Here is a 22056-nt window from a genome sequence, read left to right as displayed (position 1 = left end):
AAACACTCACTTCCCGTTAATTTCTGCTGCAATAGATTCAACCAGCTTGTTTTGTATGGCAATTCTGGCTTGGCGAACCGCATTCTTGACCGCCACGATATCCGAGGAGCCGTGACATTTCACGACCAGCCCATTGAGCCCCAGCAGCGGCGCCCCGCCATGCTCTTTATAATCCATCTTCTTCTTCAGAGCTTTCAGCCTCGGTAGCATAATCGCGGCAGCCAGCTTTGTCATGATAGACTGCCCGAACGCGTCCTTAAGTGCGGTGAAGATCGTGCCGGCCGCTCCTTCCATCGCCTTCAGCATAATGTTGCCTGCGAAGCCGTCGCATATGAGCACATCACAATTCCTGTTCAGGACATCCCTTGACTCTACATTCCCGATAAAATGAATAGGCGCTTCCGACAAAAGGTCATACGCCGCTTTCATCGTTTCATTGCCCTTCTTCGCTTCTGTGCCTACATTGAGCAGTCCAACGCGCGGCTGATCCATCCCATGAACCTTGGCGCGATACAGGCTGCCCATAATCGCATATTGGAGCAGATGCTCCGGCTTGGCGTCCATATTGGCCCCCAGATCCAGCGCCAGGACGCCAATGTCGTCCATCGTGGGCATCATTGGCGCAAGCGCGGGGCGCTCTATCCCTTCCAGTCTGCCCACAACAAGGAGTCCGGTTGCCATCAGAGCGCCGGTATTGCCGGCCGACAACATCGCATCCGCTTCCTTCTCTTTCACCAGCCGACCGGCCACGACCATAGATGCTCCCTTCTTGCGTCTGACTGCCCGGACCGGTTCATCCTCTGGTCTTATCACTTCCGCCGCCTCCACAACCTTCACATTGGCCGGCTTTCCTTCGCCAAGCAACGGCTCGATTGCAGCGGGATCTCCGACCAGCAACAGCTCCGTATCTGGCCATTCACGGGCAGCCTCCAGCGCACCGGCCACGATTAATCCAGGAGCATGGTCTCCCCCCATAGCATCAATTGCGATCCGCAATGACTTCTCCTCCCTCGTATTCCCCTTCTCCAGCGGACCTGTATATGACGAAATTGCCCTGAAAGACCATCTCTTCACCAACATAAGTGAAACATTCGATTTTCGACTTGCTCCGCTCCCCAGAGATCGACTTCACGTAAGCCTTCGCTATGCATTTCTCCCCTAATCGGACAGGGCGCAAAAAGCGGATATCCGCAGTCACCGTCAATGCAATCGCGTCGTCTATAACGGCTACAGCCAATGAATTGGCCTGTGCAAACAAATGATGACCCCTGGCGATAGAGGTTCTGGAGAATACGTGTTCTTGCCTGATTTCAAACAAGGATATGCCGCTCTTGTCCAGCTCCAGATCCACAATATCGCCGATCACCTCATGAAGCGGCAAGGAACGAACGGAGTCATAGGATCTCTCCGCCATCAGCTTCATTCTCTCCCTAACCTCGGGAATGCCTAACTCCATCCGGTCAAGCCTAATCGTCTGAATGCTGACCTTCAGCAATCGGGTAAGCTCACGATCCGTAATGAACGGGTTATCCTCAATAAATTGGGTTAGCTGTTGATGCCGCTGTCTTTTGGGCATTCGTTCCAAGTCCGGCACCGCCTTTATCCATAGTTATCATATCTATGCTATGTATTTTAACACCCTTATTATCACCTGGTACTAAAACAGTATATAAAAAATAGCACTCCACCGCAAGATGAAGTGCTATTGCTGAAATCATTTTTTATTGGGAAATGATCTCTTTCGTTTTGTAATATCCACACACTTTACATACGTGGTGAGCCTTCTTCAGCTCTCCGCATTGCTCGCACTTCACCATTCCAGGTATCGCAAGCTTGAAATGCGTACGACGCTTGTCGCGGCGAGTCTTGGACGTTCTACGTTGAGGTACTGCCATCTTTCCCACCTCCTTCACAAAATCAACAAACGCTAATCCTTGAACAAATCCTTGAGCGCGGCAAATCTGGGATCAATGACTTCATTGCTGCAGCCGCACGCACCAGTATTCAAATCCGTGCCGCATGACGGGCATAATCCCTTGCATTGTGCGCTGCACAAAGGGGCAAAAGGCAAATAGAGAAGCAATGCTTCCTCTACATATGGACTTAAATCCAGCTTATCCCCTTCGACTTCAATGATCTCGTTCTCATCGCCTTCATCACCATCGACATCCTCTTCAGGCGTAAGCTTGGCAACGGGCTTGAACAGCTCCGACACCGGGATGACGGTATGTTTACTCACGGGTTCCAGGCAACGCGAGCAAGCCATCTTCAGATCGATCGACAGCTCACCCTCTACCTTCACAACTCCATGTTCGCCTGCAGCCTCCAGCGATACATGTAGTGGTCCGGCCGAGAGGACATCGCGCTGATTGTTCAACAGCTCGTCGACATTCAGTTCTTCCTTGAGAACCTTATTGCCGCCTTTCGCTATCAAATCTTTCATATGAATCTGCATAAGATCACCTCAAACAAACAAAGTTTATTATATCTATTTCAGAGTTGATTTGTCAACATTTTCACCTCGCCAATCTGACGAACTTTGGCATTAGGCGAAGAATTCATGCTCAGCCGCTTCCGTTATGCTATGATGGGTACCAACATCCCCTCTATAGATGAGAGAAAGGATTGGACACTTTGCGAACTGTAGGTTTGATTGTAGAATATAACCCGTTCCATAACGGACATGCTTATCATCTTCGGCAATCGCGCGCCCTGGCCGATGCTGATGCCGTCGTCGCCGTCATGAGCGGACATTTCCTGCAGCGAGGCGAACCTGCTCTTACGGACAAGTGGGCCCGCACGGAGATGGCTCTTGCTGGAGGCTGCGATCTCGTCATTGAGCTTCCCGTCGCCTATGCCACACAAGCTGCGGAGTGGTTCGCCTACGGTGCAGTATCGCTGCTTGAAGCGACCGGCGTCGTAGACGCCTTCTGCTTCGGTACGGAGAGCGGCAATCTCGCTCCACTCAAGCTCGCCGCAGATCTGCTGGCGAATGAGCCCGCAGCGTTCAAAGACTTGCTGAAGCACAACTTGGAGCAAGGCTCCAGTTACCCCGGAGCCTATAGCGAAGCCGTAAGCTCCTATTTGCATCAGCAAGGTCACCTGGATATCAGCGGATTCTCGTTCGACCAGCCCAATCATACGCTTGCCTTGCATTATCTGCTTGCCCTGAAGCGGATTCACGGCACCATGGAGCCGCTAACGATCGCCCGGGAGAAGGCGCAGTATCGCGACGAGCGAGCATCGGACGCCAGCATCGCGAGCGCTACAGCGATTCGCAAGCTGCTGCTGAACAGCCGCAACCTGCAGGAAGCTGCAGCATTTGTGCCTCCGTCCACACACGCCGTGCTCGCAGACCGCTGGGCCAAGGAACAGTGCCCTGTCAACTGGGAGAACTTCCGCATCGCGCTGTTCAACGCCGTATTGACGCGGACGCCTGAGCAATTGGCGTCTATTCATGAGATCACGGAAGGACTGGAGCATCGCATACGCAATAGCATGCCCCAACTTACGGAAGCTACCATTGAGCAGCTGCTATCCGCCTTGAAGACGAAGCGTTATACGCATACCAAGCTGCAGCGGGCGCTACTCGCCATTTTGCTGGGACATCGTAAATCAGACTTTACAAGAGACAAGCTGGCGGCGGGCGTACAATACATACGGGTACTGGGCTTCACCGAGAGGGGCAAGCTGCTCTTGCGGCGCATGCGCAAGACCGCTTCACTCCCCATACTGCTTAGCGCCGCCCGACCGCCAGCTCCATACCGCTATCTGGAGCTGGATACTACAGCTACAGCGATTTATATGCTGGGCGTGACAGGATCGACTTCGGCTTCCATGTATCGGGATTTCCGCGGGCAGCCGATCATCGGGCAGCCGTCCGGCGATAGTCCGCTATAGCTGCCAATGCTTCTTCCAGTGTAGATATGCCGACGATCTTCATCTCGCTTCCGATTGCCTTGCTCTTCCTTCTAGCTTCCCGTTCATTGTCCTTGGGCACCAGGAAGAGCTCCGCGCCTTGAAGACTGGTGGATACAACCTTCTGCCTCACCCCGCCGATTGCACCCACCTTGCCATCCGGCGCAATGGTGCCGGTCGCAGCGATTCGTATATCGTCTGCGAGCTTCTCTTCCGTCAACAGATTGATCCCCTGCAACGCGAATACGAGACCCGCTGAAGGACCGCCAATCCCATTGGCCGTAATCGCCAGCTGTTGCGAAGCCTCTTCGGCAACAATGGCTCTAAGCTCGATGAACCCCGTTACACCAAGTATAATCGGCAGTTGTTCCAAGGTCAGAGACGAAGTGCCAGACTCAGGCAATGGGATACGCACAACACGTTTCTTACCGTCGGTTCCCCTCACATCCAGCGTCAGCGATTCCTTGCCCTGATGCTGCCGCAACACCGTCACGGCCTCATCCGCTCCACTGATCCCTTCGCCGTCATGCACACCAATGATAACGTCTCCAGCGCGAAAGCCGCTGGCCGGCTGACCGGCAATCCTCTGAACGTCGGACACGACGAGCGATTGCGGCTCCTTGCGGTAGCCCACGCCGAGATTACGGTATGCCGCTTCCAGCGCATCGTTCTGGGAGCCCTGCATAATCACAGTCAGCCGCTCTGCGAATTGACGCTGGGATCCACCGCTGAACACATCGCGCTTCCATGCCACTTCCTTATCGCGATGGATAACTGCCTTCGCTACTTCCCACATATTCGGGGCACTCAGCTTCACCGCCGTGAGCAGCAGCCCCTCTTCCCCTCCGCCGACTTCAGCCGAGATGCCGCCCCTCTCCATCAAACTCGCGACCGGAATTGCAATTCCGGGCTCGTATACGACATATGGAGTGGGAGCATACAATAATCCCCACATGATCACTGCCGCACACGCAGCGGATATAAGCGTACGGCGCAGGACAGAGCTTCTCCCCTTCATCTCCTCACACTCCCGTAGCAATCTGTATATGGTCTATCTTGTCAATCAGCGGCGTACATATTAGGGTAGGATTGTCCAACCTAGCAAGAGGAGTTGACCCTATTGCCCAAAACGATACTGGTCGCGGTTCTGTCCGTCGCGCTCGTCTGTTCCATCATCCTTCAGCCTGACGCATCGTTCCAAGCCTCTCTGCAGGGTCTGGCCGTCTGGTGGAATATCATCTTCCCAGGTCTGCTTCCGTTTCTTGTGCTTTATGAAATCATGCTCGCCTTCGGCCTCGTCCACGCGCTTGGCGCGTTGCTAGCCCCTCTTATGACACGATTGTTCAGACTTCCCGGTGAAGCGGGACTAGTCTTGATGATAGGCCTTCTTGGAGGATACACAGCCGGAACGGCTGCTGCCGCCGACTTGCGCAAAAGGCAATTGATAAGCAGCTCGCAAGCAGAGCGTCTGCAGGCTTATTCCCATATGCCCAATCCATTGTTCATGCTTGTGATCGTTGGGGCCGGCTTTCTTCATCGCCCATTGACCGGCGTGATTATCGCCGCTGCCGTCTGGTTGTCCGCATTATGGCTGTTGCTTGCGACGTCCCTGTTGTCGGGGAAGGCCGGCAGAATTATGCTACAGTCCAACGACCGCGCGTCGGGAAGACTAATAGGGTCAGCAGCAGCAGCCATGCAAGCAGCAAGGGAGAAGGATGGACGAAGCTTCGGCACTGCGCTCGGGGAAGCTGTCTCTTCCGGCGTGCAGAAGCTGCTGATGATCGGCGGATTTATCCTGTGCGCAGCTGTTTTTGCCAGAATGTGCGAGCCGCTACTCTCCCCTTTTTTGACTACTGCTCCTTTCCTGGGCCCAGCCCTGTTCGAAAGCCACCTGGGTGCATATGCAGCAGCAGAATGGCAGCAGCATGCGAGCTCCACAGCGGTTGCTTCGGCTATCGCGGCGACTTTGGCATGGAGCGGTCTTGGCGGCATATTACAAGCTGTCCACTCCGCCTCTGGTACGGATATGCGCCTGCTTCCCTTCATCGCGCACCGCATCGCGCATGCGTTGCATGCGGCTCTGTTCGTATTCCTTCTATGGAAGCCAATCACCATACTGGCTCACTATTTGAGCGGCAGTATCGCACAGACAACCAGTGCCCATCAACCTGGATTAAATGTCGTATTGTCGCCCTTCCCTTACAGCACAAGCGACTTACCCCCGATATGGGATAAGTCGCTCATTACAGCAGGAGTATGCCTCGCCGCGTGTTTAATCGCTGTTGTCATTCTTAAGCAGAGACGATGGGCACGTTGATGCTCTGGCATTAATCTATGACCGGCTAGCGATTCGCGTATTTCTCCCGCAATCGATTCTCCACCACTGAAGGCACCAAGTCCTCTACTTTACCGTTGAACTGGGCGATCTCTTTCACAATGCTTGAGCTGAGATAAGAGTATTTGGGATTCGTCATCATGAACATCGTGTCAATCTCTCCATCCAGCAGATGGTTCGTCGAAGCCAATGTCAGCTCATACTCGAAATCCGTCACGGAACGGATGCCGCGAATAATAACATCAGCTTGCCGGGAACGCATATATCGGACGAGCAAATCTCTGAAGCTGTCGATTTCCACATTTGGTAAGTCCTTAGTCACTTCCGCCAACAGTTCCTTCCGCTCGTCAACCGTGAACAGCGGGTTTTTGCTTGTATTGTTCAGTACGGCCACGATGAGCCGGTCGAATTGCTTCGCAGAACGCTGAATTATATCCAGATGACCATAAGTGACAGGATCAAAGCTGCCGGGGTAGACGGCGATTCTCACTTTTTTGTTCTCATTCGTTGTCATCGGCTTCTCTCCTATCCTTGCTGTCAGTTCCTATGTATTGATAAATGGTTACACTTGTATCCCCGTATTTCGCCTTCTTCAAGCATTGGAATTCGGCTATTTCATCGGGATATACAACCGCCGTGTCATGCTCGATTACGACAAATGCATCCGGCTCTAGCATGCCTGCTTGTGCCATGCCATTCATCATTTCGTCCATATTCGTCATTCGATAAGGCGGATCGAGGAAGACAAGGCGGAAGGAAAGTCCTCGCTTGTCCAACGCTTTCAGCGCTCTCTCCGCATCATTCCGATATATTTCTGCCGACTGCTCCGCGCCCGCCGTCTTCAAGTTATGGCGGATGGTGTCAATGCTTAGCTTCTCACGGTCGACGAGGATAATGCGCTGAATGCCTCTGCTCCAAGCTTCAATGCCAAGTCCGCCCGTACCGGCGAACAGATCAAGAGCGGCTCCGCCTTCGAAGTAAGGTCCAATCATGCTGAATATGGCTTCTTTCACTTTATCCGTCGTCGGTCTCGTATTCATGCCCGGCACAGCTTTCAGAACACGGCCCTTGGCCTGGCCCGCTACGACTCTCACGTCAAATTTGCCCCTTTCACACAACTTCCCGCCTATCGTACCACACAATCTATTCAAGTGAAAAGATAACGTCTGCAACTCATTGCAACGCATCTCATCCTTTTCAACTGCAATTGAAAGCATCATTCGCCAAATCAAGATTATAAAAATTGTTCGGGGTAAATAATCGGGGGCAGGTATATTCCTTGCGAATCGGGAGAAGATAAAATCATCGGCGTCGAGAGATGCCGTAGACAACCGCGGAGAAGACTTACGTTTCCCCATAAGCTCTTCGTCCGGTTTCTCCTCTCCCATGAAAGACCCCCGCCGAAAGGCGGGGGTCGATTTTTTTGATTCTATCTGACTTTTTCAGCCTATCGCCGCCTCGACAACTACCCGACTCCCTCCCTCTATTGGCACTTGCCAGCAGCCGTTCTCGACGACGGAGGAAATAGATGCCATCATGCCGTTCATGGAAATACTTCTCACAGCATAAGCCGGCGCAGGAATGCGCAGCATACCGTCAAGCTCTGCGGGCAAACGAACCGAGGCGCGGAACAGCCGCTCCGTACGCTCCCAAGATACGTGGAGTTCTCCCTTAGGCGACATGATGCTGCCTTCCGCCCAGTCAAGAGTAGCGGGCTGCGGCGAGATGACGATGGGTGATGTCCATGCGTCGCTCGGGGGAATGCCTGCGATGGTATGTGGTAGGAAATAAGCCGGCGCCACGCTCCAGCCATGACAATAACTGCGTGTGGGATATCCCTGCGACCACCTTCCCGGCATATCTTCCCAGCAAGTCGTGCTGTCCGCATCCGCCATTTGTCCCCATACGGAACGAATTTCACTTAACAGCTCACTTGCCAATCCTGCCTTCTTCAATCCTTGCAACTTGAAAAAACGCATAAAGGGCGTTGCGCATGCGACAGTATCCTTCACTTCCCCACGGACATAACGCAAAAGAGCAGCACGCCGATCTTGCCGGAAGGCATCGTTAATGTAACAGATGATTTGCGTCTGCTCGCTGGCAACGTCGCTCAACCGGCCGTCAGCTCCGATGCAATCCGCGAATGCCCCGATCCTGTCGTCCCATAGGTATTCGTTCATCCCATCCATAATCGCTTCCGCAATTAAGCGATATTGCTCGGCATCTTTCCATTCTCCTATTCGCTCTGCAAGCTCCCCAGCTTCTCTGCAACACTGAAGATACCAAGCGTTGACATGTGTGACGATAGCCCCGGAAGGAGCGTCAATAGAAGCCCAATCCAGCAGATTCCAATAAGGGGATGCGATCAGCCCCGTACGCTCGTCCATTAAATTCTCGCTGATGTATAGTGTTTGCCGCTTCAGCATAGGGTAAATTCGCTTGGCAAATGCCATGTCTCCCGTTCGCCTTACATGCGCTGTGCAAGCCAGCGCCCAAAGCAAGCTCCACGTCGACAACACGTTCTCCCAACCGCTCGGCACCTGGGATTCTACGATGGGAGAGCGCTTCATGGATTCGCCGGCAAGCAGCAGGCTGCGTGCAATCAGCGGCTCCATCCCTGCCATGGCCGATTGAACGCCTGACATAATATAAGCGTCTCCCACCCAGTATGCTTGTTCATACGTGGGGCAATCGACAAATACATCATCGCTGCACAGCGCCGCCGTCCAGCGGCTCATCTGGAAAATGCGATTCAACTTTTCTTCGCTGCAGCGAAAATGACCGATCCTCGGAGAAGGATACGTCCTGAGCAGGCATTGCACCGAGCGAAGACGGATTGCACCTGTGAATTCGGAGAGCTGAATGACTAGATATCTGAAGCTCCGGTGCTGGAGGGACCGGTATCGCTGCCATCCCTGCTTGCAAATATAACGCATCGTATTATGCATGGAGTCCATATGAACAATCGTGTCACCGCTATATGCCTCAAACCCGTAAATATCCATCACCGTCCCGGCAGGCGCATAGAGCTCAAACTCCAGAAATCCCGCCGTCATGCGATCGAATTCTAGCACAAGCCGAACGGCCTGCCCTACATTCGGCGCAGCTATAATCGTACTGTCCCTGTTGCCGCTGCAGCAGCTGTGGGCATAGCAATCGGCTTGCTCGAATGCTTCGATAGGCAAGGAATGCCGGATTCGCAAAAAAACATTGTCCGAATGCTCCATATCGCGGGTAATCGCCGTCCAGCTGTCCTTGGCTGCTGCCTGCCACTGCTGCCAGTCAGATGAATGCTTCAATTGCTCGAACAGGGCACGGCCATCCTCATCCCTTCCGGGAACAAAGAAACCAAAGCGGCTTTCCTCAATGCCAGGTAGGCAGGGTGACACGGCCACGTCATCCGTCAACTCGGCCACGGTCTGAAATGTAAATTCGTGCGTAACGCCATCAAACCAAAAAAGGAGGAAGTTCTCCCCCGCATGGAGCAGGACATCATAATGGAACAATCCGCTCCAGTGCTGGCCGGAATCATCAATAGGCTCGATCTTTACCCCATTCACCGCCAGCCTGGTATGCAAGCCGGAAGTCCGGTCTTGAAAGTAAAACCGCAGCATGGCGCTCCGCTCCAGCTTCACTGTGGTGACCACCATCCCCTGCACCGTGTGCGGATTGGCATCCTTGTTGCCAGGAATAAGCATATGGCGCAAATCCATGCTCCAGGGCGCTCTTGGAAGCTTCACCGTCGCCTTCTCCCTTACCTTGGCGGGATACACCGTCTCTTCAGCCAGAAGCGGGATGTCTCGCGGCCGCAGATCCGGCTCTCTTCCCGAATTAGCCGCTTGCAGCCATGCAGATTCGTCGGCGCGATGACATCCCTCCGGACAGTCCATCAGCCAATCCGCAGGCTCCACCCTGGCGTCATAATGCTCCACGAAAGCTTGCTGGGTCGATATGCGAGGGGTATTGTCCCCGAACGAAGGGTGTAAGCGGCATAACCAGGACTCATCCGTCATAACGGCATACTCTCCCTCGTCATCCGCCGCGTGGAGCTTCGCCGCAAACCCGGATTGGCCGGTAAAGATGTATTGAAAGGTGGACACATCCAAAACATGCAGCAGCACAGCCAGTCGATTATCGCCCTCCAGCAGCGCATCGGATACATCATAAGAATCGATCGCGTAGCTATCCGGCCAGCCACGCACGGGGCCTTGACCTATCCACTGCCCGTTGAGCCATGCGGTGTAGCGGTAATCCGCTGTAATATGAAGGAAAGCCTGCTGCGTCCCTTTCTTCCATGAAAAAGACTTGATGAAACAAAAATAAGCCTTTCCGCTTGCAGTGTGCTTCAAGGAGGAAGGATAACTGATCCAGACCGCTCCTGATAATGGGGAATTCTGCGGCAACTCTTCCATCAGAAAGCAACTCCCTTCCATTTCTATTCGTTCTTAAACTCCTGAGGAGTGACGCCGACAACCTTTTTGAATACTTTGGTGAAATAAGGTGTATTGTCATAACCGACTTGTACGGCGACATCGCTTACTTTGGCGGAAGGCAATCTTAACAGCTCCATAGCTTTCTCAATTCTTGCCCGTGTCACATAGTGATTAATGCCCTCGCCTGTTGTTTCTTTGAATATACGTGATAAATAAGCTGTGCTCATATGGGCGATCTTGGACAATTCGGAAAGGGACAGGTCCCCGCTCAGGTGCTGGGAAATATACCATTTCAATCGACTCATGACATCCCTGTTCATATCGCGTTGACGGCTTGTCAGCTTGAATACCTCGGCGGAAACCGTGTGGAACACTTCGCTCATCTGTTCCACAGAATAGAAGCAGGACATGTCCGTCCATTCCTCAATACGCAGCCTATCCCGTTCCTCCGAAGTCAAGGTAAGCTTATTCACAGAGGTCAGCAACGCTAGCGAAAGCAAATGGACGATCTCTGCGTAGATCCGGTATGGGAGGCCTGGGGTCGTCCGTGCATCGCTAAATACTTGGTTAAGCCGGTTATAGTATTGTTCCTCATCACCGGCCTCCAGCAATAGTCCGAGCGATTGCAGCAAATCCAGGCCCGGCAGCCGGCCCATTAACACGCCTTCTCCCTGGGGCACTTCCGCAATCGAACCCCGGCCCTGACTGATATGCTGCTTCAGAGCCTGCAAAGCCTCCTGATAGCTGATTCCCCATTGCTCCAAGTTGTCCGCCTGCTTGGACAGCATAATGGACGTGTCCATACCGTGTCGTTCGAACAATATTTTTTGCATATCGATTAAAGCTCTTCGGAGTTGCTTCTCCATAACGACTGACCCTATTGCACTTTTCGATTGCCATGCGCATGCAAAAAAATCGGCATCTCGCCAGCACTCCATGCAAAGACCTGATTCCCCCTTAACCGTTCCTACAGCTTCAAATAGCAGGCTGTCCAATGTCTCGCTCTTTTTTGGGGAATCAATCCATTTCTTTCGATTGTTCACACGCATGACGACAAATCTGACAGGAGAATCCAACGCAATGTCCAGTTGCAACAATTTTCCTTCCGCGATTATCTCATTTACATTCCGACTTGTGCGTTCACTTCCCGCACACTGTCTCAAAAAACTCTCTCTCACGACCGGCACAGTCTCTTCATATCGGGTTCGCAACTTATGTATAGATTCGGCTTCCTTCTTCTCCTCCTTCAGGTTCAGAAGCGCACGTTCCAGGCATTGAAGCAATTGTTCGTCTCGAACCGGCTTGACCAGGAAATCGAAAGCGCCAAGCTTCACAGCTTGTTGGGCATATTCAAATTGACCAAAGCCAGTCAGGAATATGACCTTGCAAGAGGGGCAACAAGCTCTTACTGCTCCCGCAAGCTCCAATCCGTCACGCCCAGGCATCCGGATATCGGACAGCAGAATATCGCATGGACTCGATTCCATCGCGCGCAGAGCCTCTTCGGCATTATGGAAACCTTGAACGCTTGTGAACGGAAGGCCGCTCTCCAGAACGGCTTGCGTCAATCCGCGCAGAATTCTCCTCTCGTCATCAACAATCATTAACGTGTATATGACCGTTCCCCTCCCTCATGCAGAGGCAGCTTAAGTGTAATAACAAAGCCGCCTTCCTTACGCTTGCCGATCGCAATGCCGAAGCCCGGCCCGAACTTATACTTCAAGCGCCAATGAATATTCCACAACGCAAAGCTATTGTCCGGATGAATGTGCTCCCTTTCCAGACCTGCGACCACTTCACAGAGCCGCTCTTCTTCTATACCCGGCCCGTTATCCGCCACCGTCAATTTCAATACGCCTCCATCGGCCGCGGCAGAGATTTCGATTCTCACATGCTCTGCACTCTCCTCCAGTGCGTGAACAATTGCGTTCTCAATCAACGGCTGAAGAATGAGTCTCGGCACCAGAACGTGGGATAGTTGAGGAGCAACATGAAGCTCATAGGACAGTTGATCTTCGAACCGGATGGATTGGATGTCAAGGTAGACGACGGAATGCGACACTTCCTCCTGAAGCGTCACCTCGTCGCTCCTGCTTTTATATGTAATAAACTGATAATAGCGGCCCAGGTAGTCCGTCATTCTGGCTATAGCTTCGTAATCCCTTTCTTTCGACATCCGGTACACGCTATAGAAGCAGTTGTATAAGAAATGAGGATTAATCTGTGCCTGAAGCTGATTCAATTCCGACTGCTTGATTCGGATCTGTTGCAAATAGTCCCTTTGAATAGCGTGCTCGATTCGTTGAATCATGTCGTTGAATCGCGTATAGATATAGTCGAATTCGTCATTGCGGCTGCTCGCAATCCTTGTATCGTAACGCTCTCTCCCTACTTGCTGCATGGCATTGTACAGTACCCGTATCGGTTTGTGAATGTGCCTGTAAATAATATAGGAGAATCCGATAACGCTTAGCACGGATACAGCAATCAATACATACAGCTTCTGCTTTGTGCTTCTTACTTCTCCCAGGAACTCCCGTTCCGGAACATAGACTGCAGCGGTCCAATTAAGCTCGGGAGAATGCCGGTAGAGCACGGTATACTTCAGCTTGTCGACCTTCGTATGGAGAATGCCGTCGGATTCGCCTGCAAGCAGCTGTTCCGACAAACGTTCCCCGATGACGTCGGACACCATGCTGTCATTTCCTCGAATCACAAATCCGGCTGAGCGATCGACTATTAAAGCGCTTCCAGACTTTCCTACTTTCAGTTGTCCCAGCAATGATCGAAATTGGTCCAGCGCAATGTTCATACGAAGCACATAATGCAGCTTCTGTGTGCCGCCACGCAACGTTCGGGTGAAGAGCGTATAGCTTAATACGTCGCTCCTTGTCCGTTCCAGCTCAGCCCAGCCGTATGAAGTCTTCAGCCAACCGTCGCTGTAATCCTCTTCGGCATACGAACTCCGATCGTCAGAAGGAATATCGGTGCGCCCAGAGACGTAGGATAATCGCAAGTCCGACTCAGGAAAGTCGATTATCAAGTCGTCGATGAAGCTGCTATTCGAAACAATCAGTTCAAATTTGGATTTCAGCTCTTTGAATAAAGCGATTTTCTCATAGTCACTCATTATATTTTGGGCCGCATAAAAATATTGAACGTTTTCATCATTTTTCAGCATGAGCTGAAATTGCTTCACACGTTCCAGATCGATTGTCAACCTGCTCAGGAATCGGTCCAAGTCCGTATGTACGGAATCCGTAATCCGATGCTTGACCGACGTAATCGCAGATCCAAGCAGGGAAAGCGAGACGAGATACACAGGAATTGTCAGCAGGAAAAATGCAAGCAGCAGCTTCATTAATACACCGCGCAAATTCCCCTTTATCGCTAATTTCCGTATCATCGCCTCTCCTCCCTATCAGCACGCTTTGCCGTGATATTGTACAAATATTGTTATCTTGTTCAGCAAGCGATCATCATGTCTTTATGATTCATGTTGGACGGCTTTCTCCCTTCTGTCAAGATTCCAGCGGCAGAACGCCTCGTAATAAGACTGGCAGCCCGGCATACCGGATTCAGGACTGATAAACTGCTGGAACCCCCAGCTGACGAGATGCCTGCAATACTTCGATGCTAGTTCAGACTTCTTGTTCAGCTTCGGCAGCGGCACTCTCTTCCAACGGCGATCGTGAAAACCCTCGCCATTCGCGCCATGCTCACCTCGGAATTGCTTGAGCTCGATGTAATCCTTCACGTCGATCTCGGCAAGCTCGATATTGCCCCAAAGCTCGACACCATGGCGATTGCATGCGCTGGCCACTGCCGCAAAGTAAGGCTCTCGCTCCTCTACGGAGTAGAATGCGCCATGCTCTGCCCCGGAATCTTGAAGCATGACGATGTCCAGATCGCAGCCTGTCAGCATCTCATCCCAGAACTGCTCGTATGCTTCCGGACATTCGTATGGATAGCCCAGTACCTCATGCGAATCCGATACGAAGAATGGAGAGGCGACGATCTTACAGCCCGGCGTCGATGATCGGCATTGCGCTGCGATGGATGCCCACAAGGTTCGGATATATTCCTTATCCTTGCCGTGCACAATGTACAATTCATTGCCCAAATAGTAACCTTCGAATGCGGGATGAATCCCGTACCTCTGTGCAAGGATAGATACGATGCGATCGCTTCGTTCCAAATCCGCCTCGAGGTCCCAGCGCATATACCAATTGCTATCCGCCATAACCTCAATTATAACCTTCATCCCCATTGCATGCGCTTCATCCAGCATGTAAGCGATGGGATCGAATTGTCCCTGTTCCCCCAGCATCTGCAGGCTTTCAAGCGAGAATGCCGGCCCGTTCACCCATAACAGATCGAAGCCTGCCTTCGCCTGCGCCGTGATCTCCCGATCGATGCTTGTTTTGCCACCGTTCAGGTTCATGTAATATAGCGAGCCTCTAATTGCCTTCATCTGCTTTTCCTCCTTTCACATTCGGTTGGCCTCTCTATTCCTTTACCGCTCCAAGCACAATGCCTTTCACGAAGAAACGCTGCAGGAACGGATAGATGACGAGCACCGGCAAAGCGCCGACGATGATCTGCGCATCCTTGAGACTGCGGTCAGATACCAGATGCAAATCTTCGAGACTATTGATTGCAGTGACGTCAATGGGTATAATAACTGTCTGCAAATAACTGGATAAGGGATAGTGGATCGGATTGTTCATGAATATAATGCCGTCGAACCAAGAGTTCCAATGCCCGACAATGGAGAACAACGTCAATGTAGCCATCGCGGGAAGGCTTAACGGAACATAAATGCGAAACAGCGTTCCCCAATGACCGGCCCCGTCTATATAGGAAGATTCAGCAAGCTCCTTCGGTAATGACCGGAAAAAATTCAGCATCAGCACAACGTTGTATATGGGGACAGCCCCCGGCAAAATAAGCGACCATATACTATCCATAAGCCCCAGCTCATTGACTGTCAAATAAAGCGGAATCAATCCGCCACTGAATATCATGGCGAACACAAGCATCCAAGCGTACACGGTTCTTCCCTTGAAAATGCGATCCTCCTTCGACAGCGGGAATGCGATGAGCACAGTAAGCAGCATGTTGACGGCAACGCCTAATACAACTCGCTGTACAGAAATCCCCATCGCAGTAAGCAGCTTGGACTCCTTGAAGATCAACTCGTAAGAAGCAGCCGTAAAGTCGACGGGCCAAAAGGTGACTTCGTTAGCTGCTATGCTGACGGCGGAGCTGAGCGATTGAGCCAGAACATGCACGAACGGGAGCAAGCACAGCAAGCCCGACAGCAACAAAAAAGAATGGTTGAACAAGTGAAACAGCTTACCGTAAGGTGCGTTATCGTTCACGGAGTAAGCCTCCTAAAAAATTCTATAGTTCGCGTATTTGTAAGCTAGTCGGTAAGCCGTTGCCATTAGAACCAGACTTACGACGGATTTGCTCAAGCCCACAGCAGTCGCGAAGCTGTATTGTGTCTGTTGAAGCCCTACGCGGTATACGTAGGTATCGATAATATCACCGGTCTCATAGACAATCGGGTTGTATAAATTAAACACTTGATCAAATCCCGCATTCACAATTCCGCCAAGGCTTAACGTTGCGACCAGAGCCATCATGGGATACAGCCCGGGAATCGTAATATGCAACGTCTGCCTCCATCGGTTAGCTCCATCAATGACGGCCGCTTCGTAGAGCGCGGGATTAATGCCAGCAAGCGCAGCCAAGTAAACAATCATGGAGAAGCCGAATTCCTTCCATATGTCGCTAATAATCAATACGGGGCGAAACCAGTCGTTGCTGCCCAGGAACATAATGGGCTCAATGCCGAATGCCTCCAGCAACACATTGACGATGCCACCTTCAATGGACAATATATTCGTCAGGATGCCGCCAAGGATTACCCAGGACATAAAATGGGGGAGATACACCATCGTTTGAATCGTTTTTTTGAACCAGAGAAGCCGAACCTCGTTCAGCAGCAAAGCGAATACGATCGGGACAAAAAAGCCGATTGACAGCTTAAGTCCCGCTATAATAAGCGTGTTCATGACGACCTGATAAAAGTCCGGAATCTGAAACATAAGAGTGAAGTTGCTCCATCCGACCCATTCGGACTTCATAAATCCCATAACCGGTCGAAACTGTTGAAAAGCAATCGCTACACCAAACATGGGAACGTAGCTAAATACAAGGACAAAAACCATGCCTAGCCATACCATCAAGTGAAGCGATTTATTCATTCTGAGATTACGCAGCATATTCCAGTTCACCTTTCTCCGAATAATCCGGACACTATCTGGAAGAAGCCCACTCATTCACTTCCAGCGTCATCTTGTCTCCGCCAATCTTGTGCCACTGCGCAACGAAGTCATCAAATTCTTCAACGGATTTGTCCCCCATGATCATCTTCGTGAACGTATCGTTCGTCAGTTTATCCAGCGCTGTCTTCGTCAGTCCCATCGTTTCCGTCGGCGCACCGTAAAACTCATCTGTCACAATTTCTTTATACTCGCGAATAAGCGGAGCTGATTCCGTCCAAATTTTTTGCTCCACCCAGCCATCAACTCCGCCGGCTTTGATTTTTTCATAGGTTTTCAGACCGCTTATAGACAGACCCGACGTGTCGCCATCCTTAAGCGCCTTTAATATTTCATCAACAAACAAGTCGTTCTTATTCGGCATCTCGGAATAGACAGGCGTATAGTTATTGATATCGACATCCTTGTATTCGTTCTGACGAAGCTCAGAATACTTTTCGTTGCGGGAGCCTCCGGTCATGCTAAGGTCGTACCAGTAATTGATCGCCTTTACGAGCGCCTCCGGATGCTCAAAGCCTTTACGAACGACCATCCAATTGGTGGTGAAATGTCCAGCAGGCACTTTCATCTCGCCAGATGGGCCAGGAGGTGCGAGCAGCGGCGTCCACTTCGCATCGGGTTCCTTCTCTATCATTTGATTAAGCGGCCATGCCGGAGACCAGAAAGGCGCATAATACATCCCAATTTTTCCGGCAACGACATCTGCTGTCGTCTCACCGCCTCCTTTAATGGCGAACTCCTTATCTAGCGCTCCCATCGCATACAGTTCCCGTCCAATCTCCAGCACCTTCTTCATTTCGGGCTGCACGCTTCCATACACGAGTCCTTCCTCGCCCTTAATCCATTTCCCCGGGTAAGCCCCGTATGCCGCTGCAAGCGCATCCAATGAGCCTAGTCCATAACCGTCGAACATCATAAATGAGGCCATTATGCCATACGTATTGTTCTTCTGATCGCCGTCGGGATCATTATTGGCGAACGCTTCGGCTACCGCAATCACTTCATCCGCTGTCTTCGGAAGCTCGAGATCGAGATTGTCCAGCCAGTCCTGTCTCACCCAAAGCAAGTTCAGATTACCCGCGGCGTCGCGAGTGTTAGGCAATCCATACAGGTTGCCGTCGAACGTTCCCATTCTAAGACCAAGGCCGTCTGCGTAACCGAATGCTTCCTTCACCTGCTGGGACGCATATTGCTCGAAGTAAGGCGTCATATCCTCCACTAATCCGCCGTCAACCAGCTCTTTCAATTGACCGATATCGACTTGAAAAATATCCGGCAAATTTTTGGAAGCGATGGACAAGTTCAGCTTTTCGGTATATTTGTTATTATCACCGCCGACCGACCATATGTTTTTCCACTTGATGCCAATATCCTCTTCGTACAGTTCATATACAATGTTGTCTTCCAGAGATTCTCCTTCAATAAATTTGAACGTATCATTGGTTGCTCTCACTGTTGTCACTTCAATCGGCGGATCATACTTGCCTAACGGATCAATGTCTTGCGGCGCTCCTTCTTTGTTGGCGTCCGCACTATTCCCTTGCTCGGACTTAATCGCCCCTTCTTCCTCAGTCTTGCCTGGTGATTGATTGCCGCTGCACGCTGCAACGAGCATCATAAGCAGCAATAGTATAACTAATCTCCTCTTCGCCATAACTCACTTTCCTTTCCCCTTGTTGTTTTCATTTCAACGAAATTATAACTCGACACCAATCTTTCAAATAACAGTAATAAATTTTGAAACCTTATACTTTCTTTACGCCTTTGAAAGCGTTACTCATAATCAAAAGAAAGTATAAGCATTCGCAAAAAATGACGGATAACAGAATATAGAAATTTTATTATACTCTTTTTGTAAGCGTTTTTACTAACCGTATATGAGGAGGATGCATAATGGAAAACAATCTCGATCAGAAAAAACGGACAGTCAATCCGTTAGTAAGCAGGAGGAAGCTGCTTGCCGCAATTGGCGGAGGCGGCGCAGCGCTTGCTATGGAGGGGATGCTGGGTTCATCGCTTCTGGCAGAGGCAATGAGCGGCGAAAAAGAAAAACAAACAGGGAAAGACAAGCAAAAAGGCAATGCTGCTTCGCAAGCATCGCTATGCGAATACAATGTTATGGATTACGGAGCGATTGGGGATGGAACGACAGACGACACGGGTGCAATCCAAGCCGCTATCGCAGCTTGTTCGGCGGCGGGAGGAGGCGTCGTATGCTTTCCAGCTGGAACATACTTAAGCGGCACCATTCAGGTCGGGGGACATATGAAGCTGAGAGGAGTCGGTCAGGATGTGACCTCATTGAAGCTGAAGCCCGGAACGAACGATGCACTATTGGTAGGAACGTTAACCGAAAATGTGACGATCTCAGATATGACGCTTGACGGCAACGCTTCCCAGCAGACAACGGGCAGCACCGTCATATTCTGGAAGTGCAAACGGATTACGATTGATCACATCAAAGTTATCAACTCGCATGTTATTGCTCTGAATATGTCGAATGTCATGGCTTCCAGAATCACCCGAAGTCATCTGAAAGGCACGATCGGCAATACCGTCATTTCTTTCAGTCTTGATGATCCACAGTATGCAGAGGGAAACAACTGGGTAATGGACAACCTGATTGAAGACGGTTATCTGGACGGCATCATCTACAATACGAACCGAGGGGTCATCTCCGGCAATATTATCCGCAACAATGGACTTGTCCCGAACAACACAGCAGGTGGCGTATATATCAACAACAAATACGGAATCGTTATCAGCAACAATTTAATCGAGGGCAACGATGGCAATGGCATCGACATAATCGATGCAACAGAAATTATTTCCGAAGGCAACTGGTGCGTCAACAACAATTCGGCGGGCATTATGTACGCCAGCGTAACCAATTCTCAAATTATTGGAAATGTTTGCAAGAATAACGGGAAAGCGCCTGCTACCGGCCAAGACGACGGTATCAGCATACTCGGCAATAGTCATCTGGTCACCATTACCGGCAACCGCTGCTTCGATGACCAGTCCGTCAAAACACAGCGTTACGGCATTCATGCGATCGATACCAGCCATGACCTTTTGATCACTTCCAACATTCTGAGGGGTAATTTGATCGGCTCTCTCTCAACCGTTGGCTCTAGCAATGTAATTTCAAGCAATTTGAATTAGCCTAGCCGCAATGCACCTATTCGCATAGCCGCAAATAAATGGACTGGAGCATGGAAAAACTATCGGGTAATCGCAGCGCAGTTGTTCCGCAAAATTGCCAAGGAGGAATCACACATGCATACAGTCTGGAAAGGCGCAATCAGCTTCGGTCTCGTTCATGTGCCGGTGAAAATGTTCACCGCTACCGAAGACAAGGACATACGCTTCCGGAGCATTCATAAAGCTTGCGGCACGCCAATCTCTCACAAGCGCACCTGTCCCCATTGCGATCAGGAGGTGGCGATTGATGAGATCGCTAAAGGCTTCGAGTACGAGAAGGGCAAGTTCGTTCTGTTCAGTGAGGAGGAAATCGAAGCGCTGAAGCCGGAATCCGCCAGAGTCATTCAAATTCTCGACTTCGTCAATCTGGAGGAAATCGATCCCATCTATTATGAGAAGACTTACTTCCTATCCCCCGATCTGGCTGGCGGAGGCGCTTACGGCCTGCTGATGGAAGCGATCCGCCAAACCGGCAAAATCGGCATCGCCAAAATCTCGATTCGCAGCAAAAGCAGTCTGGCGGCTATCAGAGTGATCGACAATTGCCTCTGTCTGGAGACGATGCATTACCCCGACGAAGTCCGCTCACTGACGGAGGTTCCCAACCTGCCTCAAGCCGTAAGCGTAAACGATAAAGAGCTGCAAGTGGCCAAGCTGCTAATCGATCAGTTGACGGAGACATTCAATCCGGAGAAGTATACCGACGATTACCGGATAGCAATGCTCCAAGCGATCGAGCAGAAAATCGCCGGGGAAGGCATCGATGTCGTTGCCGCACCGCAAGAGAATCGAGCCAATGTGATTGACTTGATGTCCGCGCTTCAAGCGAGCCTGGAAGCGGCGAAGATTCCTACTGATCCCGGTACGCCAGCGAAGAAAGGGGCCAAGCGTAAAACGACTAAAAAAGCCAGTGGCAATGTCTCATAATAGCTGGCAATGGCGAAGCAGAGATGATAATGGGTTCAAAATTCGGAATGAGGAGCGGACTGCAACGGCTGCGCAGGCTTATGCTGGATCAATTCGGATATCGTGACCATGCGATATCCCCGCTTCTTCAATTCCGGCAATATGATTTGCAATGCCTTGACGGTTTGCATTGAACCTTGAATATTGTCGTGAAGCAAAACAATATCGCCGTTCCTTGCATTTTTCAGCACTTTATTGGCAATGGCCTGAACACCGGGACTCGTCCAATCTTTCGTATCCTGATGCCAGGACCATAACACGATAGTATAACCAGCCTGCTTGGCTATTTGTACGACGCGTTCGCTATAATTGCCGCCCGGCGGTCTGAACCATTTGCATTCCTGGCCCGTTACCCATTTGATCTTCGCTTCCGAATCGGCAATCTCCTTTAGAATCCTAGCTGAACTGACATTACGGTTGAATAAAAGATGGTTGTAAGTATGATTCGCCACTTCATGCCCTTCTTCCACTTCGCGCCTGACAATATCCGCATACCGGTCAAGCCGGTTGCCAACGACAAAGAAAGTGGATTTCGCATCGTACTGTTTAAGCAAATCTAATATTAGCTGCGTTTCCTTCTCATGTGGCCCGTCATCAAAAGTCAGTGCGATCAGCTTCTCCTCCATCGGCACTTCCCAGACGATTTCTCCGCGGGTTTCATAATACGAACGGTTATGTACCGTCGGACGATCTGTAAATCCTGTGATGAAGCTACTGCCCGCACCAATAACACAGAGCAAGCAAGTCCATCTCTTCCAATTTTTCATCGGCTATCCTCTTTCCCTGCTGGTGGTTATAAGGATAGTATGGTTCGATTGAAAATCAAATATGTTCCATTCGCCAACAT

The 22056-nt window shown here is 51.0% G+C and carries 19 protein-coding genes; 4 read left to right on the top strand and 15 right to left on the bottom strand.

What is annotated here, in order from left to right:
* Positions 1–6: 6 nt before the first annotated feature.
* The 4 genes from plsX to ACFQ2I_RS08530 all read right to left on the bottom strand — a co-directional run bounded on the left by plsX (position 7) and on the right by ACFQ2I_RS08530 (position 2455).
* Positions 7–996 (bottom strand): phosphate acyltransferase PlsX, encoded by a 990-nt coding sequence (gene plsX, locus ACFQ2I_RS08545; protein WP_377563560.1) that lies wholly within the window; start codon positions 994–996, stop codon positions 7–9.
* Positions 980–1576 (bottom strand): transcription factor FapR, encoded by a 597-nt coding sequence (fapR, locus tag ACFQ2I_RS08540; protein WP_377563881.1) that lies wholly within the window; start codon positions 1574–1576, stop codon positions 980–982. Before fapR ends, plsX begins: the two co-directional genes overlap by 17 nt.
* 145 nt (positions 1577–1721) lie before the next feature.
* Positions 1722–1895: a 50S ribosomal protein L32 gene (gene rpmF / locus ACFQ2I_RS08535; RefSeq protein ID WP_262680209.1), complete on the bottom strand. Its 174-nt coding sequence runs from the start codon at positions 1893–1895 to the stop codon at positions 1722–1724.
* 32 nt (positions 1896–1927) lie between these two features.
* The gene (locus tag ACFQ2I_RS08530; RefSeq protein WP_377563558.1) at positions 1928–2455 is read right to left on the bottom strand and encodes a YceD family protein; all 528 of its coding nucleotides are present in this window, start codon (positions 2453–2455) and stop codon (positions 1928–1930) included.
* A gap of 179 nt (positions 2456–2634) precedes the next feature.
* Here ACFQ2I_RS08530 and ACFQ2I_RS08525 point away from each other — a divergent pair, with 179 nt between their 5' ends.
* Positions 2635–3900 carry a nucleotidyltransferase gene (locus tag ACFQ2I_RS08525; protein ID WP_377563557.1) on the top strand — a complete coding sequence of 422 codons (1266 nt, stop codon included), beginning with the start codon at positions 2635–2637 and terminating at the stop codon, positions 3898–3900.
* On the opposite strand, the gene ACFQ2I_RS08520 is transcribed toward ACFQ2I_RS08525, so the two are convergent.
* On the bottom strand, positions 3866–4936 hold the full coding sequence (locus ACFQ2I_RS08520) for a S16 family serine protease (protein ID WP_377563556.1): 1071 nt from the start codon (positions 4934–4936) through the stop codon (positions 3866–3868). The two genes, ACFQ2I_RS08525 and ACFQ2I_RS08520, sit on opposite strands and share 35 nt — an antisense overlap.
* A 102-nt stretch (positions 4937–5038) precedes the next feature.
* Between ACFQ2I_RS08520 and ACFQ2I_RS08515 the strand changes: the two genes are divergently transcribed.
* Positions 5039–6235, top strand: a complete 1197-nt coding sequence (locus ACFQ2I_RS08515; protein ID WP_377563553.1) for a nucleoside recognition domain-containing protein — start codon at positions 5039–5041, stop codon at positions 6233–6235.
* Positions 6236–6260: 25 nt separating this feature from the next.
* On the opposite strand, the gene coaD is transcribed toward ACFQ2I_RS08515, so the two are convergent.
* From coaD to ACFQ2I_RS08470, 9 genes are all read right to left on the bottom strand, one after another.
* Positions 6261–6767, bottom strand: coding sequence for a pantetheine-phosphate adenylyltransferase (gene coaD / locus ACFQ2I_RS08510; protein WP_377563552.1), 507 nt, complete (start codon positions 6765–6767; stop codon positions 6261–6263).
* Positions 6754–7440 carry a 16S rRNA (guanine(966)-N(2))-methyltransferase RsmD gene (rsmD, locus tag ACFQ2I_RS08505; protein WP_377563880.1) on the bottom strand — a complete coding sequence of 229 codons (687 nt, stop codon included), beginning with the start codon at positions 7438–7440 and terminating at the stop codon, positions 6754–6756. Before rsmD ends, coaD begins: the two co-directional genes overlap by 14 nt.
* A gap of 255 nt (positions 7441–7695) precedes the next feature.
* Positions 7696–10665 (bottom strand): family 78 glycoside hydrolase catalytic domain, encoded by a 2970-nt coding sequence (locus ACFQ2I_RS08500; protein ID WP_377563551.1) that lies wholly within the window; start codon positions 10663–10665, stop codon positions 7696–7698.
* Between the two features lie 23 nt (positions 10666–10688).
* The gene (locus ACFQ2I_RS08495) at positions 10689–12290 is read right to left on the bottom strand and encodes a response regulator (RefSeq protein ID WP_377563550.1); all 1602 of its coding nucleotides are present in this window, start codon (positions 12288–12290) and stop codon (positions 10689–10691) included.
* Positions 12290–14092 (bottom strand): cache domain-containing sensor histidine kinase, encoded by a 1803-nt coding sequence (locus ACFQ2I_RS08490; protein ID WP_377563549.1) that lies wholly within the window; start codon positions 14090–14092, stop codon positions 12290–12292. The genes ACFQ2I_RS08495 and ACFQ2I_RS08490 overlap by 1 nt, the downstream gene beginning before the upstream one ends.
* A gap of 81 nt (positions 14093–14173) precedes the next feature.
* The gene (locus ACFQ2I_RS08485) at positions 14174–15160 is read right to left on the bottom strand and encodes a DUF4434 domain-containing protein (protein WP_377563547.1); all 987 of its coding nucleotides are present in this window, start codon (positions 15158–15160) and stop codon (positions 14174–14176) included.
* A 34-nt stretch (positions 15161–15194) separates the two neighbouring features.
* The gene (locus ACFQ2I_RS08480; protein ID WP_377563546.1) at positions 15195–16070 is read right to left on the bottom strand and encodes a carbohydrate ABC transporter permease; all 876 of its coding nucleotides are present in this window, start codon (positions 16068–16070) and stop codon (positions 15195–15197) included.
* Between the two features lie 12 nt (positions 16071–16082).
* Entirely contained in the window at positions 16083–16979 is an 897-nt protein-coding gene (locus ACFQ2I_RS08475; RefSeq protein ID WP_377563544.1) for an ABC transporter permease, read from the bottom strand.
* A 34-nt stretch (positions 16980–17013) separates the two neighbouring features.
* Positions 17014–18693 (bottom strand): extracellular solute-binding protein, encoded by a 1680-nt coding sequence (locus ACFQ2I_RS08470; protein ID WP_377563542.1) that lies wholly within the window; start codon positions 18691–18693, stop codon positions 17014–17016.
* A 239-nt stretch (positions 18694–18932) separates the two neighbouring features.
* On the opposite strand from ACFQ2I_RS08470, the gene ACFQ2I_RS08465 reads away from it, so the two are divergent.
* Positions 18933–20204: a glycosyl hydrolase family 28-related protein gene (locus ACFQ2I_RS08465; protein WP_377563541.1), complete on the top strand. Its 1272-nt coding sequence runs from the start codon at positions 18933–18935 to the stop codon at positions 20202–20204.
* Between the two features lie 114 nt (positions 20205–20318).
* Positions 20319–21170 (top strand): non-homologous end joining protein Ku, encoded by an 852-nt coding sequence (gene ku / locus ACFQ2I_RS08460; protein WP_377563540.1) that lies wholly within the window; start codon positions 20319–20321, stop codon positions 21168–21170.
* A 35-nt stretch (positions 21171–21205) separates the two neighbouring features.
* Here ku and ACFQ2I_RS08455 read toward each other — a convergent pair whose 3' ends face one another.
* On the bottom strand, positions 21206–21976 hold the full coding sequence (locus ACFQ2I_RS08455) for a polysaccharide deacetylase family protein (protein WP_377563539.1): 771 nt from the start codon (positions 21974–21976) through the stop codon (positions 21206–21208).
* Between the last annotated feature and the right edge of the window lie 80 nt (positions 21977–22056).

The sequence above is a fragment of the Paenibacillus chungangensis genome (genome assembly GCF_042675905.1).
GTDB lineage: Bacteria > Bacillota > Bacilli > Paenibacillales > Paenibacillaceae > Pristimantibacillus > Pristimantibacillus chungangensis.
The sequence above is the reverse complement of the archived record's forward strand: the minus strand, read 5'-3'. Positions and strand labels throughout refer to the sequence as shown.